Origin of the sequence: Clostridium sp. 'White wine YQ', assembly GCF_028728205.1 — a bacterium.
Classification (GTDB): domain Bacteria; phylum Bacillota; class Clostridia; order Clostridiales; family Clostridiaceae; genus Clostridium_T.
Map to the genome: position 1 here is coordinate 989573 of NZ_JAQYUU010000001.1, position 12588 is coordinate 1002160.

Genomic DNA, 12588 nt, shown 5'->3' on the forward strand with positions numbered 1-12588 from the left:
AGAGGAAGTTATTCCACCTACATATTAAACCCAAAATATAGTTGACTTTAACCTTAGGCAAAGGTTTAAAATGGAAGTTGAAAGGGGAGATGTCAGCTTTGAATACAGAATATAGCATAAAAAAGGTAGCAAAGTTATTTAATATTTCATCAAATAAAATAAGATTTTACGAAGAAAAAGGATTATTAAGCCCAAAAAGAGATCATGAAAATGAATATAGAAAATTTAATGACCAGGACATTATAAAGTTGCAGGCAATATTATTATATAGATCTATGGGGATTCCAATTGACCAAATCAAGGAGCTGTTAAGCAATAACAATAAGATGAATTTTTTAAATCATTTTAACAATCAATGGCAAGTAGTAAATAATGAAATACAAAGATTAAATGTAATAAGAGAGTCACTTGAAGAAGTATTAGATAATATTTATGAAAGTAAGACAAATGAAATAACTACAGAATTCTTAGAAATAATTGAAAAAGGAAATAAAATAAATAATATTAAGGATAGTTGGAAGGATAGATGGGATTTTAATGATTGGGCTAAAAGATATGATGACTTTATAAAAGAAGATAAAGGAAATTTAAATATATATAAGAATTACGAACTAATACTTGAAGATGTATATAATAAAGCGATTAATACAGAGCATATCATTAAAAATATATTAGAAATAGGCGTCGGAACAGGGAATTTAGCTAGTAAATTCTTAAATAAAGATATTAATATTATTGGAATTGATCAATCAAGAGAAATGTTAGCAGTAGCTAAAGAGAAGTTTCCTAGATTGAAAGTAAGATTAGGAGAGTTCTTAAAAATACCATATTGTGATAAATTTTTTGATGTAATAGTTTCTACTTATGCATTTCATCATCTTAATAATCAAGAAAAATGCATAGCCATAGTAGAAATGCTTAGAGTGTTAAAGGACAATGGCAAGATTGTTATTGGAGATTTGATGTTTAGAGATGACAAAGAAGAGAAGGAAGTGTTAAAAAACTTAGATTATAGAGAAATTGAAATCATAAAAGATGAATATTATTCCCATATAGACTTTTTAGAAAAAGAATTTATAAAATATGATAGAAAACTAAGCTATACAAAAGTTGATAATCTAAACTATATTATTGAAGTAAAATAATTTTTAATATGTTGAAAATATCAATTTAAAATATGCTAAAATAAAGATATAGACTTTTTAATCTAATGATATAATAACCTTAGGTTAAAGGTTGAACAAAAGAAGTTCATAATCACATAAAGTTTAGGGAGGAGAGAAATATATGGGATTTCCAAAAAACTTTTTATGGGGTGGCGCAACAGCTGCGAATCAATATGAAGGAGGGTATAATTTAGGTGGAAGAGGGCTTGCAACTTCAGATATTATAACTGAAGGAAGCTTGAATATACCTAGAAAGGCTTCTATTAGACTCATAGACGGAACAGTTACTTCGATTGGTCGTCATGATCCTATACCAGAAGGGGCAGTAGGATGTATTGATGACAATTACTATTATCCAAGTCATGTGGCTACAGATTTTTATCATCATTATAAAGAAGATATAGCACTATTAGCTGAAATGGGCTTTAAGTGCTTTAGAATGTCAATAAGTTGGTCTAGAATTTTTCCTAAGGGTGATGAAACAACACCAAATGAAGAAGGATTAAAATTCTATGATGATGTATTTGATGAATGTTTAAAATATGGTATTGAACCAGTGGTTACTATTTGTCATTTTGATATACCTAAATATTTAGCAGACGAAATGGATGGATGGTTAGATAGAAGAGTAGTAGATTATTTTACAAACTATTGTGAGGCAATATTTAAACGATACAAAAACAAGGTAAAATACTGGATGACCTTTAATGAAATAAATTTACTAAATGGGTATGCTACTTTAGGCACAAGGAAAACTGATGATCAAACACGTTTCCAAGCTATACATCACCTATTTGTTGCAAGTGCTAAAGCAGTTAAATTAGGGCATGAAATCAATCCTGATTTTAAGATTGGAATGATGGTTGCTTATATACTTTCATATCCTGAAACCTGCAAACCAGAAGATGTTCAAGAAGATTTATTTGCATCACGTGATTTAAAATACTTCTTCTGTGATGTTCAATGTAGAGGATATTATCCAGCATATAAACTAAAAGAGTTTGAAAGAAAAGGTATTATAATCGAAAAAGAACAAGGCGATGATGAAATTCTTAAAGAGGGTGTAGTCGATTATATTGGATTTAGCTATTACAATTCTTCAGTTTCTAGCGCGAGAAAGGATACTGAAACTACAGAAGGAAATGTAATTAGAGTAATGAAAAATAAATATCTTAAAGAGTCAGATTGGGGATGGCCAATAGATCCACTTGGAGTACGTACTTCATTAAATTACTTATATGATAGATATGAATTACCATTATTTATTGTAGAAAATGGTTTAGGAGCAAGTGATACGGTTGAAGAAGATGGCTTAATAAATGATGATTATAGAATTGAATATTTAAGAGATCATATAGCTGAGATGAAAAAGGCAATCGAATTAGATGGTGTTGATTTAATAGGTTATACTCCATGGGGGTGTATTGATCTTGTTTCAGCTGGAACTGGTGAAATGAAAAAACGTTATGGATTTGTATATGTTGACATGGACGATAAAGGAAAGGGTACCTTAAATAGAAGTAGAAAAAAATCTTTCTATTGGTACAAAAAAGTAATTTCAACAAATGGTGAAGATATTAGTTTAGAATAGAAAATTTAAAGAAAAAAGATAATGTATTTGAACTACATTATCTTTTTTACTTTATATAAAGTTATTTACTATAAATTATTTTTTCATTAACGTTTGAATCTATTTTAACATCTTCTTTTCTTATTTTTTCATCAACATTTACTATGTCTTGAATCTCTTTTACATAAACAGAAACCTCTTCCAAAGCAACTGGATGTTTAACAATTTCTAAGTCTTCTTGCCTTATTGGAATTCTAATAACATCGGAAGTGTTATTACTTTTATCGCTTTTAATTTTTTCTATTACTAACACTTCTTTTTTTAAAGAAACAGTAATATTTTTCTCTTCCGAAATTATTTCACTATGAATTTTCACTTCGCCATTTTTTACCCACTTCTTTACGATGTCAAGTTGTTCTTGGTGAAGCTGCATTATCTCTTCATTATAATTATCCATTATATTTTAATAAAATCCTCTTGTTTCTTCATCTGTTTGTGCATCTTCAGAAGCTAGGGTAGCAGAACCATCTTTATCTATGCGAGCTTCTTCCTTTTTTAGTGTTTCATTTATAGTTTTTGTATCTTCTATTTCACGTTTATGAGCTGAAACCTCTCCAGTTACAACTGTATGCTTTTCAACATCCACTTTTTCTTCACTCACTGGAATATGTATAGTTTCTCCAGAAGAAATAGGTGCATCTGATGGCTCATGGTTAAGAGCTTTTCTTTCTATAACAACTTCTTCGTGCATAACTGGCACATCAACATGCTTTTCTTCTTCAACAACCTCTTTACTTAAAGTCACTTCACCTGTTTTTACTTTATTTTTAGTAACATCTAATTCTTCTTGTCTAAGCTCAAGCTTTCCATCTCTTTTTTCATCATTACTATTTTCTTTAGTTCCAAATAAGTCATCTAAAAACTTGCCCATTATAATTACCTCCTGTAGTAAATTTATAAAACTACTTCAATAATAGGATGTCCAATTGTATTTGATATATACTTGGTTAATATTGGATAAGTTTTTAAAAAATAAATTTCAAAATAAAAAGCTATTAAAGTGCAAATAATATTTTAGATAAATAAAATTAGAGGTGATAAAATGGAAGTCATTAATAAAAGACGAAGCATAAGAGCATATAGAGATACAAAAGTACAAAAAGAAAAGATAGAAAGACTATTAAGGGCAGCTATGCAGGCACCATCATCATATAACCAGCAAGAGTGGGAATTTCTTGTAGTTGAAAATAAAGATACTTTAAAAAAACTAGAAGGTATGAGTTCCTATTCTAAGCCAGTTGGAGATGCACCACTAGCAATTATAGTATGTGCAAATAAAGATAATATGAAGTCTGCTGAATGCTGGGAACAGGATTTAGGAGCTGTGACTCAAAATATTTTGTTAGAAGCAGTAGAACTTGGGTTAGGTGGATTATGGTTAGCATGTGCACCGGTAGAAGAGAGAATGAACTATGTTAAGGAGATGTTCTACTTACCTAAGAGCATACTTCCATACTCAGTAGTTGCCATAGGATATCCTCTTGAAGAACCTAAATTTGTAGATAGATATAATGAGAGTAAAGTGCATTATGAAAAATGGTAATAAAGTAAAAAAGATCAGAAACATTGTCTCTGGTCTTTTTATTTTAATTATTTAAATTGAAAATGCTCATAGTGAAAGTTTGATATATTCATACTACTATTTTTAAATTGTTTCATTAAGCCTTCTCTCATTGGCTTTGGGCCACAAAAATATACATCAAAGGGTGCGTTTATTGTTACAAGTTCACTAATTTCTTTAACAGTTAAGAACCCTTTTTCTTTTGAATTAAATAAATATAATCTCACATTACTTAAATTTGAAGTTAATTCTTGTAATTCTTTTACATATGGTGCATCATCTTCGCTATTGTAAGCATAAAAGAAGTCTATGGAAAAATCCTCTGGTACCTCTTCTTGAGCAAAACTCCTAAAAGGAGTTATTCCAATACCACCTGCTATCCAAATTTGATTCTTAGCTCCACTCTTAAAATCAAATTTGCCATATGGACCTGAAACACTAAACTCATCACCAATTTTAAGAGTTTCAATCAATCTTTTAGTATCGTCACCTAAGGCTTTAATTGTAAATTGAATTTCCCCTTTTTTATGAGCCTCACTTAAAGTAAATGGATGGGAAGTAAAGTTAATATCACTATTTATTGCTTTTAGGAATGCAAACTGTCCTGGCTTATATTCTAAATCTTTACCTAGAGCACTTCCTGTTATTTCTAGGGTTCCTATAGCAACAGTTCTTAGCTTTTTAACCTTATATTTATATTTGAAAGATTTTTTCTCATAAATAAAGATACTATAAACTGCTGAAATAATCCCAATAAGGTTTATAAGATTCATCCAAAGACTAAAGAAATCTAAAGAAAAAGTAGGGTAGTTTGAACTACCATAATAGTGATAAATACCCAAAGAATAAGGAATAATCATTAACTTATGAATCACTTTCCACCGTTCATAATTTAACTTTTTAGCTACAAGAGCAACTAGTATAAGTGCTACGAATAAGTATAAACTAAAACTTCCATACATTGCATAGGGATCTTTGGGAATTCTAATTCCGGAAGTTCTTTGTAGCTTTTTCCCTATATCAATTGTCTCATTGTGAACTAATATAAGAATTAGTGAAAAAATACTTAAATATTTATGATATAAGTATGATTTATCTAACCCATTAAACATGTATTCAGCAAATTTATGGCGAGTAGAAATAAAATTAATTAAGCAGAAGAACACCATAACTATTGCAGCAATTAATTCAGAATATTGAGTTATTGCTGGGATATCTCTAGTAGGTTTAATAAAAACCCATGAAATATATGTTATTATAATGCTTATCATTATAATTATTAATCCTTTTTGTTTTTTCATTTTTAACACCTTCAATCATTTTAAATTAGCTGACAGTAAGGCATTTTTAATATTAGTTTAAAATCTTAAAAAAATTTATGAAGAGCTTACTTTTAAATAGATAGTAAAAGTAGTTCCTTTATTTAACTCACTGTCAACTTTAATACTACCGTTATTTGAATCAATTATAGATTTAACAATAGATAGTCCTAACCCATAACCACCATGTTTACGTGATCTATGAGATTCACTTCTAAAAAATCTATCGAATATTTCTGTTAGGTGCTCCTTAGGTATTCCAGTACCATTATCTGAAATTTGAAGTTTTAAGTATTCTCCTGTAGCACCATTAACAGAACTTGTACTTATAGTAATAACCCCACTTATTTCATCCGTATGTTGTACAGCATTTTGTACCAAATTAAATATAACTTGTTTAATTTGATTTTTATTAGTGTCAACAAATAAATCTTTATCTAATTGCAGATCAATTGATCTGTTACCAGACAAGATTTGAAGCTGAGGGAATACTTCCTGAATTGTTTCATTTATATTTTCTCTTTTTATTTCCACTTTAACTTTTTGATCAAGTTTAGTTAGTAATAATAAGTCATTTACTAATTTGGTAAGTCTATCGCTTTCTATTAAAATACTATTTAAGGCTAAATCTAACTGCTTTTCATTTTTTGCAGCGCCTCTTAATAAAACTTCTACAAACCCATGAATAGATGTAAGAGGAGTCCTTAATTCATGTGAAGCGTCTGAAACAAACTGTCTCATTTTTTCTCGTATAATTTGTTCTTGCTCAAAAGAAATTTCAATTCGTTCAAGCATATCATTAAAGGAATTTGAGAGCGTATCAATTTCAGCCTGCCCAGTATTTATAGGTAATCTCACATCTAATTGTTTAGCATTAATTTTACCTACTGTATCGGTAACATTATATAAGGGTTTTAAAGTGTACTTGAAAATAGTAACTCCAAGTAGCGAACCTATAAATAATACAAGTATTGAAGCTCCCACATAAATGTATATCTGGTGGAGCAGTATTTCTTGTACTTGCTTTGCTGAAGTACTTAGTTGAATCAAGCCAACAGGTGAATCCAGGCTTCCTACTTTACGCCATATAACGATTTGTAGATTGTTATCTTGATCATTAACTAAGCTATAACCTTCAAGATTTCCATTCATATGCAGTAATTTTAAATAATAATTACTTGAAAGATTAGGAATAGAAATTGGAACCTGATCATGTTCTTTTATATCGCCTGCATCTTGTAGAATATCTGAACTATTATGTCCATTTCCATCTTTGGTTTTACTGTCACCAGCTACAATATTACCTTTTGAATCAATAACGGCAACTGTAGTATAGTTATCTATAATTTTATCTATTATTTCTGAACTAAATGCTTTCAAAGAATCTGAAGATTGTATCTCACTTAATTTTTTTGTGTCAATATTATGAATTCTTGCTTCTAATACTTGCTCTTTACTTTTATAGAGATATTGCTTCATTGTAAAATATTGATATGCTCCAATAACTAATAGTAAAAAAAATAGAATTAGTAAAAAGCGCGATAAAAGCTTAAAACGTAAACTTTTAGTGTTAGGAAATTTAAAATTTATTTTCATTGTATCGCCACCTTATAACCAGCTCCTCGAACTGTGCGAATTATATTGTGATCTTTGTCTCCAATTTTATCTCTTAGGTATCTAATATATACCTCTACAATATTCATTTCTCCATTGAAATCAAATCCCCAAACATTTTCTAGAATAGTAGATTTACTAAGTACAAGACCATTATTTATTAGTAGGTATTTAAGTAAATTATATTCAGTGGGTGATAATTCAAGTAGTTTATCTTTATAGCAAATTTCATGAGCACCATTGTCTATAGAAAAGTCGCCTATTGATAGAAGATCAGCTAATTCAGGAAAACTATTTCTAAGTCTAACATTTATCCTTGCTAGAAGTTCTTTAAAGCTAAAGGGTTTAATCATATAGTCATCAGCACCTAAATCCAATCCTTTAACCCTATCATCTACATCATCTCTTGCAGTTAACATTATGATAGATGTTTTTATAAATTTTTTGATTTCTAAGCAAACTTCGTATCCATTAATACCAGGAAGCATTATATCTAAAATAATAATCTGAGGACTCACTTCTTTAGCTAATTTTATAGCTTCATTTCCATCAAAGGCTATATGAACTGTAAATCCTTCAGCTTCTAATCCCATTTTTATAAACTCAACAATACTTTCTTCATCATCAACTATTAGAATATTTATTTGTTTATTAAAAAGTGAAGGCATAATTTTTTCTCCTTTTGTTTGTTATTAAATTAAGTTTTAAATAAAAATACAAAAATTTCAATAGATTTCTGATAACTTTTTTATAATTCTAAAAATTTTAACAGGATTCTCAGCTTATTCTAAGGTTTCTCTCAGTTTAGTTTAAGCTAGCATGTTTATAATTTACATTGATGATAGGAAGGAGGTTTTAAATTTGTTATGGTTCAAAAAGAGTAAAGATAATATTCCTATTATTAAGTGTTCATATATGCTTGGCACAATAATTAACTTAAAAGTATATGGAGAAAATGCCGAAAAAGGTATCGACAAAAGCTTAAAAAGAATACAAGAGATAGACGATAAGATGTCGGTTTTTAAAGAAGATAGTGAAGTTTCAAAAATAAATAAAAATGCTGGAGTATATATGCAAAAGGTAAGCAAGGATACTTACTATGTTCTTGAAACTTCATTAAAATACTCAGATATGTCTAAGGGTACTTTTGATCCAACAATTAGGCCTTTGGTTGATATTTGGGGGTTCGGTAGAGGAATACAGGAAGTTCCTAATAAAGAGAAAATAGAAAAAGCCCTGAAACTTGTTAATTATAAGGACATTAGTATTAATAAAGATGAAAAATCTATTGGGCTTAATAACAAGGATCAATCAATAGACTTAGGAGCAGTTGCAAAAGGGTTTGCTGCAGATGAAACAAGAGATATTTTATTAAAAAATAAGGTGAAGAGTGCAGTTATAGATTTAGGGGGGAATATCTTTACACTTGGCAGTAACTTAGATGGAGATACATGGAGGATAGGAATACAAGATCCAGTAAAACCAACAGGAACATATATGGGGGTAATTTCTGTTAGAAATAAATCCATAGTTACATCAGGAAATTATGAAAGATTTTTTATATCTGGAGGGAAAAGATATCATCATATTTTAGACCCCAAAACAGGTTTTCCTTCTGAAAATGGAGTAATAAGCGTAACTATCGTCTCAGATAATTCCATTGATGGCGATGCGCTCTCAACCTGTGCATATGTTATGGGATTAGAGGAAGGGTATAAATTAATTCAATCTATACCAAATGTTGATGCGATATTTATAACCGAAGATAAGAAAATTTATATTACTGATGGTATCAAGAACAACTTTAAATTAGTTAATATGGAGTATATAGTAGCTTAGTTAAATTTATTTACGAAGAAATAGAATTTATTACACTATTCATAACAAACAGGGAGGAACAAAATGGCTAATTTAAGTAAAAAGATATATAAAATTCAAATAGCAAGAAAGATTGTACAAATCATTGGGTTAATACTTTTTCCGGGAGTATTTATTTTAACTTTTAGTGAAATAAGGGACATATATCAAGGAATAATAAGTGGAAATTTTAGTTTTATACAAATGATTGGAAAGTCTGTGGAAGTAATTACAGTAATTCCAATAACAATATTTTTGGGTAGATTTTTTTGCGGTTGGTTATGCGCTTTTGGAACTTTAAATGATTTTCTTTATCTAATCTCAAATAAGGTATTTAAGTTAAGGTTTAGAGTAAATGAAACCGTAGATACTGTATTAAAAACAATAAAATACTTGATACTACTTTTTATTGTCTATTTCATTTGGACTGAAAAAAGCACTTTATTTGAATCATCTAGTCCTTGGGATGCATTTGCTCAATTGCCTCAGTTTAGTGATGCAATATCACAGTATACAATAGGTTCAATAATTCTTCTTTTAATCATAATTGGCTCATTATTTATTGAAAGGTTTTTTTGCAGGTATCTTTGTCCACTAGGAGCAATTTTTACTTTTACATCTAAATTGAGAATATTCGACATTTCAAAGAAAAGAGATAAATGTGGAAAGTGTAGAATATGTACAAATAATTGTTCAATGGGAATACCCATGTATGAAAGTGACAAAATAAGAAGCGGTGAATGTATTAATTGCTTTAAATGCTTAGATGTTTGCCCAAGGAAAAATACAAAAGCTGAAATATGTGGTGAAAATGTAAGCCCAGCATTAGCTGCTTGTGTAGCAATAGGAGGGTTAACAGTACTATATGCGGGTGGAAATGCATTGAGTAAAACTATAGAAAATACATCAATAACACAAAGTCAGAAAAATAATATAACTAGTAGCTTAAAAACAAATAATCAATCTAAAAAATACAAGGATGGAACCTATATTGGGACTGGAAGTGGTTATAGACCAAGACTTCAAGTTGCTGTTACTATTAAAGATGGCAAAATATCTAATATTGAAATAGGCTCTAATAATGAAACTCCTAGATTTGCAGCTAGACCCTTTAACATAGTTCCTAGTGAAATAATTGAAGCTCAATCTACAGATGTTGATGGAGTATCAGGAGCAACAAGAAGCAGTAATGGAATTAAAGAAGCAGTGGAAGATGCATTAAGTCAGGCAGAAGATACATCAACTACAGTAGATACTAATATACAAAATAATAACGAAACTACAAATAATAGTTCAACAAATGATACAAGCTCTGTTTCAAATAATAAAAATACAAACTCAAACGCTCAAACAGGTGGAAATAATTCTACTCAAAATAGTCAATCACAATATAAGGATGGAGTGTATGAAGGAACAGGAAGAGGTTATAGACCAAACCTTCAAGTATCAGTAACAATACAAAATGGTAAAATTTCATCAGTTGAAATAGGAGACAATAATGAAACACCAAGATTTGCTGAAAGAGTATTTGAAAATTTACCTAGTGAAATTGTTAATGCACAATCAACTGATGTAGATGGGGTATCAGGAGCAACAAGAAGTAGTAACGGAATTAAAGCAGCAGTAGAAGATGCATTAAGTAAAGCGAAGATATAGTACTAAATTGAAAAAAATAATTGGAGATGGAAAAAATGAAAAAATCACTTTCAAAATTGCCTAACATTATAACTAGTTTAAGGATATTACTATCAATTGCATTTGCATATTTAATTTTAAATCAAAGTACAGATTTAAATAAAAATTTTGAAGCAATTAGCTTAATATTTTTAGGTATCTGTTTCTCAGATTTTATAGATGGTAAAATAGCACGAAAGACAGGAAATACTACTGTACTTGGAGCTAAACTCGATGTTTTTGCTGATTTATTTTACATGACACTTTCTTATTCAGCATTAATAATGGCAGAAAAGATTCACTTATGGTTTTTAGGTTTTATATTGATTAAATTCTTAGAATTCACAGTGACATCTAATTTTATGAGAAATTATAATAAGGAGTCAGAGAATCTATTTGTTTTTGATAAGTTAGGAAGAATTACTGCTGGTAGTTTTTATATAATTCCTGGAATTACATGTTTGTTAAGTTTTATAGCTCCTTATTATGGACAAAGCCTAATTAAGTATTTACTTTATCTAACATTAATAGCTGGAATTTATTCTTCAAGCCTTAGAATAAAAAAATGTTTAGAGGTTAAAAACATAAATGTTTTAGAAACATAAAATAGTCATAAATGGAAAATTTAGCATATCAGTATATGCTACTCCTCTAAAAATGTGACACAAATCTTCCCTTAAAACATATTATATATTAAGCAACGAATGATAAAAAAATAATTCACAATACAAGGGGAAGATGAAAATGAGTCAAGAGGATGAAATAGTTAGAATATGTAATCAAGAGTATTCAAAAATCATTGACTATGACAATATTGTTGGATTAGCTAATGGTACAAAAGTAGTTGGTGGAAAAAACACTGGCGAAAAGTGTATTGCAGTTTTTGTTAAAGAAAAACTACCCATTATCGATTTAGATCCATCAAAAATAATTCCAAAAACAATTAATGGTATACCAACAGACGTAGTTCAAGTTGGTGAAATAAAGGCTTTGGGATTAACTCAAAGAATAAGACCTGCAATGGGTGGATATAGTGTTGGAGTTGTAGGAATCACTGCTGGTACCATTGGTTGTGCAGCTTTTAACGGATATGGACTTGGAACTCAGCACTATATTTTGAGCAATAATCATGTATTAGCTGATGAAAATAGGGCACCTTTAGGGTCTCCAATTGTTCAACCAGGACCAATAGATGGTGGAGTAATTCCAGGAGATATTATAGGGAATCTAGTAGATTTTGAACCTATTAGGTTTATTTCTATAACTAGAATACCTATTAACATTGTAGATTGTGCAATAGCTTTATGTCCTAATGAAAATATATCTTCTGAAATTATGTGGCAAGGGTATATTAATGGAACAGCCAACCCCGTTGTAGGTCTTGCAGTAAAGAAAACAGGTAGAACAACTGGTTTTACTATTGGAAATATCTTATATACTAATGCAACAGTCTTAGTAGGTTATGATACTGGAGATGCTTTATTTGTAAACCAGATAATTACAAATAATATGTCAATGGGTGGAGATTCAGGAAGTCTTTTATTGGATAAAGAAAATAATGCAGTTGGGTTATTATTTGCAGGAAGTTCAGAGTTTACAGTTTATAATCCAATAGCAAATGTATTAAGAGTTTTAAATGTAAATTTAGCATAATATTAGGACAAGCATTTCATTAAATTAAAGAAAAGGCTACTATTACAAGATAAAATGTAATAGTAGCTATATTTATAGTATCATGATAAAATGAGTTTTTCTTTACCATTTAGT

General features: G+C 29.4%; 12 protein-coding genes. 7 read left to right on the plus strand and 5 right to left on the minus strand.

What is annotated here, in order from left to right; translation table 11 throughout:
• Nucleotides 1-98 precede the first annotated feature (98 nt).
• Nucleotides 99-1145, plus strand: coding sequence for a MerR family transcriptional regulator (locus tag PTZ02_RS04925; protein WP_443112610.1), 1047 nt, complete (start codon nucleotides 99-101; stop codon nucleotides 1143-1145).
• 142 nt (nucleotides 1146-1287) lie between these two features.
• On the plus strand, nucleotides 1288-2757 hold the full coding sequence (locus PTZ02_RS04930) for a family 1 glycosylhydrolase (RefSeq protein WP_274226706.1): 1470 nt from the start codon (nucleotides 1288-1290) through the stop codon (nucleotides 2755-2757).
• 61 nt (nucleotides 2758-2818) lie between these two features.
• Here PTZ02_RS04930 and PTZ02_RS04935 read toward each other — a convergent pair whose 3' ends face one another.
• Entirely contained in the window at nucleotides 2819-3193 is a 375-nt protein-coding gene (locus PTZ02_RS04935; RefSeq protein WP_274226707.1) for a YsnF/AvaK domain-containing protein, read from the minus strand.
• Between the two features lie 6 nt (nucleotides 3194-3199).
• Nucleotides 3200-3667, minus strand: a complete 468-nt coding sequence (locus tag PTZ02_RS04940; protein WP_274226708.1) for a YsnF/AvaK domain-containing protein — start codon at nucleotides 3665-3667, stop codon at nucleotides 3200-3202.
• Nucleotides 3668-3838: 171 nt separating this feature from the next.
• On the opposite strand from PTZ02_RS04940, the gene PTZ02_RS04945 reads away from it, so the two are divergent.
• Nucleotides 3839-4339 (plus strand): nitroreductase family protein, encoded by a 501-nt coding sequence (locus PTZ02_RS04945; protein WP_274226709.1) that lies wholly within the window; start codon nucleotides 3839-3841, stop codon nucleotides 4337-4339.
• 47 nt (nucleotides 4340-4386) lie between these two features.
• Here the strand turns inward: PTZ02_RS04945 and PTZ02_RS04950 are convergent, their stop codons facing one another.
• The 3 genes from PTZ02_RS04950 to PTZ02_RS04960 form a co-directional block, all read right to left on the minus strand.
• Nucleotides 4387-5658: a ferredoxin reductase family protein gene (locus PTZ02_RS04950; protein ID WP_274226710.1), complete on the minus strand. Its 1272-nt coding sequence runs from the start codon at nucleotides 5656-5658 to the stop codon at nucleotides 4387-4389.
• 75 nt (nucleotides 5659-5733) lie between these two features.
• On the minus strand, nucleotides 5734-7272 hold the full coding sequence (locus tag PTZ02_RS04955) for a sensor histidine kinase (protein WP_274226711.1): 1539 nt from the start codon (nucleotides 7270-7272) through the stop codon (nucleotides 5734-5736).
• On the minus strand, nucleotides 7269-7958 hold the full coding sequence (locus tag PTZ02_RS04960) for a response regulator transcription factor (protein WP_274226712.1): 690 nt from the start codon (nucleotides 7956-7958) through the stop codon (nucleotides 7269-7271). The genes PTZ02_RS04955 and PTZ02_RS04960 overlap by 4 nt, the downstream gene beginning before the upstream one ends.
• A gap of 193 nt (nucleotides 7959-8151) precedes the next feature.
• On the opposite strand from PTZ02_RS04960, the gene PTZ02_RS04965 reads away from it, so the two are divergent.
• The 4 genes from PTZ02_RS04965 to PTZ02_RS04980 all read left to right on the plus strand — a co-directional run bounded on the left by PTZ02_RS04965 (nucleotide 8152) and on the right by PTZ02_RS04980 (nucleotide 12474).
• Nucleotides 8152-9129, plus strand: coding sequence for an FAD:protein FMN transferase (locus PTZ02_RS04965; RefSeq protein ID WP_274226713.1), 978 nt, complete (start codon nucleotides 8152-8154; stop codon nucleotides 9127-9129).
• 63 nt (nucleotides 9130-9192) lie between these two features.
• A complete protein-coding gene (locus tag PTZ02_RS04970; protein WP_274226714.1) occupies nucleotides 9193-10803 on the plus strand; it encodes an FMN-binding protein in 1611 nt (536 codons plus the stop codon).
• Nucleotides 10804-10838: 35 nt separating this feature from the next.
• Nucleotides 10839-11426, plus strand: coding sequence for a CDP-alcohol phosphatidyltransferase family protein (locus PTZ02_RS04975; RefSeq protein ID WP_274226715.1), 588 nt, complete (start codon nucleotides 10839-10841; stop codon nucleotides 11424-11426).
• Nucleotides 11427-11565: 139 nt separating this feature from the next.
• A complete protein-coding gene (locus PTZ02_RS04980; protein WP_274226716.1) occupies nucleotides 11566-12474 on the plus strand; it encodes a hypothetical protein in 909 nt (302 codons plus the stop codon).
• Nucleotides 12475-12588: the final 114 nt, after the last annotated feature.

Bases quoted from the DNA above. Each gene is read 5' to 3' on its own strand.
- PTZ02_RS04930 (WP_274226706.1), top strand. From the start codon at position 1,288: ATGGGATTTCCAAAAAACTTTTTATGGGGTGGCGCAACAGCTGCGAAT.
- PTZ02_RS04935 (WP_274226707.1), bottom strand. From the start codon at position 3,193: ATGGATAATTATAATGAAGAGATAATGCAGCTTCACCAAGAACAACTT.
- PTZ02_RS04940 (WP_274226708.1), bottom strand. From the start codon at position 3,667: ATGGGCAAGTTTTTAGATGACTTATTTGGAACTAAAGAAAATAGTAAT.
- PTZ02_RS04945 (WP_274226709.1), top strand. From the start codon at position 3,839: ATGGAAGTCATTAATAAAAGACGAAGCATAAGAGCATATAGAGATACA.
- PTZ02_RS04950 (WP_274226710.1), bottom strand. From the start codon at position 5,658: ATGAAAAAACAAAAAGGATTAATAATTATAATGATAAGCATTATAATA.
- PTZ02_RS04955 (WP_274226711.1), bottom strand. From the start codon at position 7,272: ATGAAAATAAATTTTAAATTTCCTAACACTAAAAGTTTACGTTTTAAG.
- PTZ02_RS04960 (WP_274226712.1), bottom strand. From the start codon at position 7,958: ATGCCTTCACTTTTTAATAAACAAATAAATATTCTAATAGTTGATGAT.
- PTZ02_RS04970 (WP_274226714.1), top strand. From the start codon at position 9,193: ATGGCTAATTTAAGTAAAAAGATATATAAAATTCAAATAGCAAGAAAG.
- PTZ02_RS04975 (WP_274226715.1), top strand. From the start codon at position 10,839: ATGAAAAAATCACTTTCAAAATTGCCTAACATTATAACTAGTTTAAGG.
- PTZ02_RS04980 (WP_274226716.1), top strand. From the start codon at position 11,566: ATGAGTCAAGAGGATGAAATAGTTAGAATATGTAATCAAGAGTATTCA.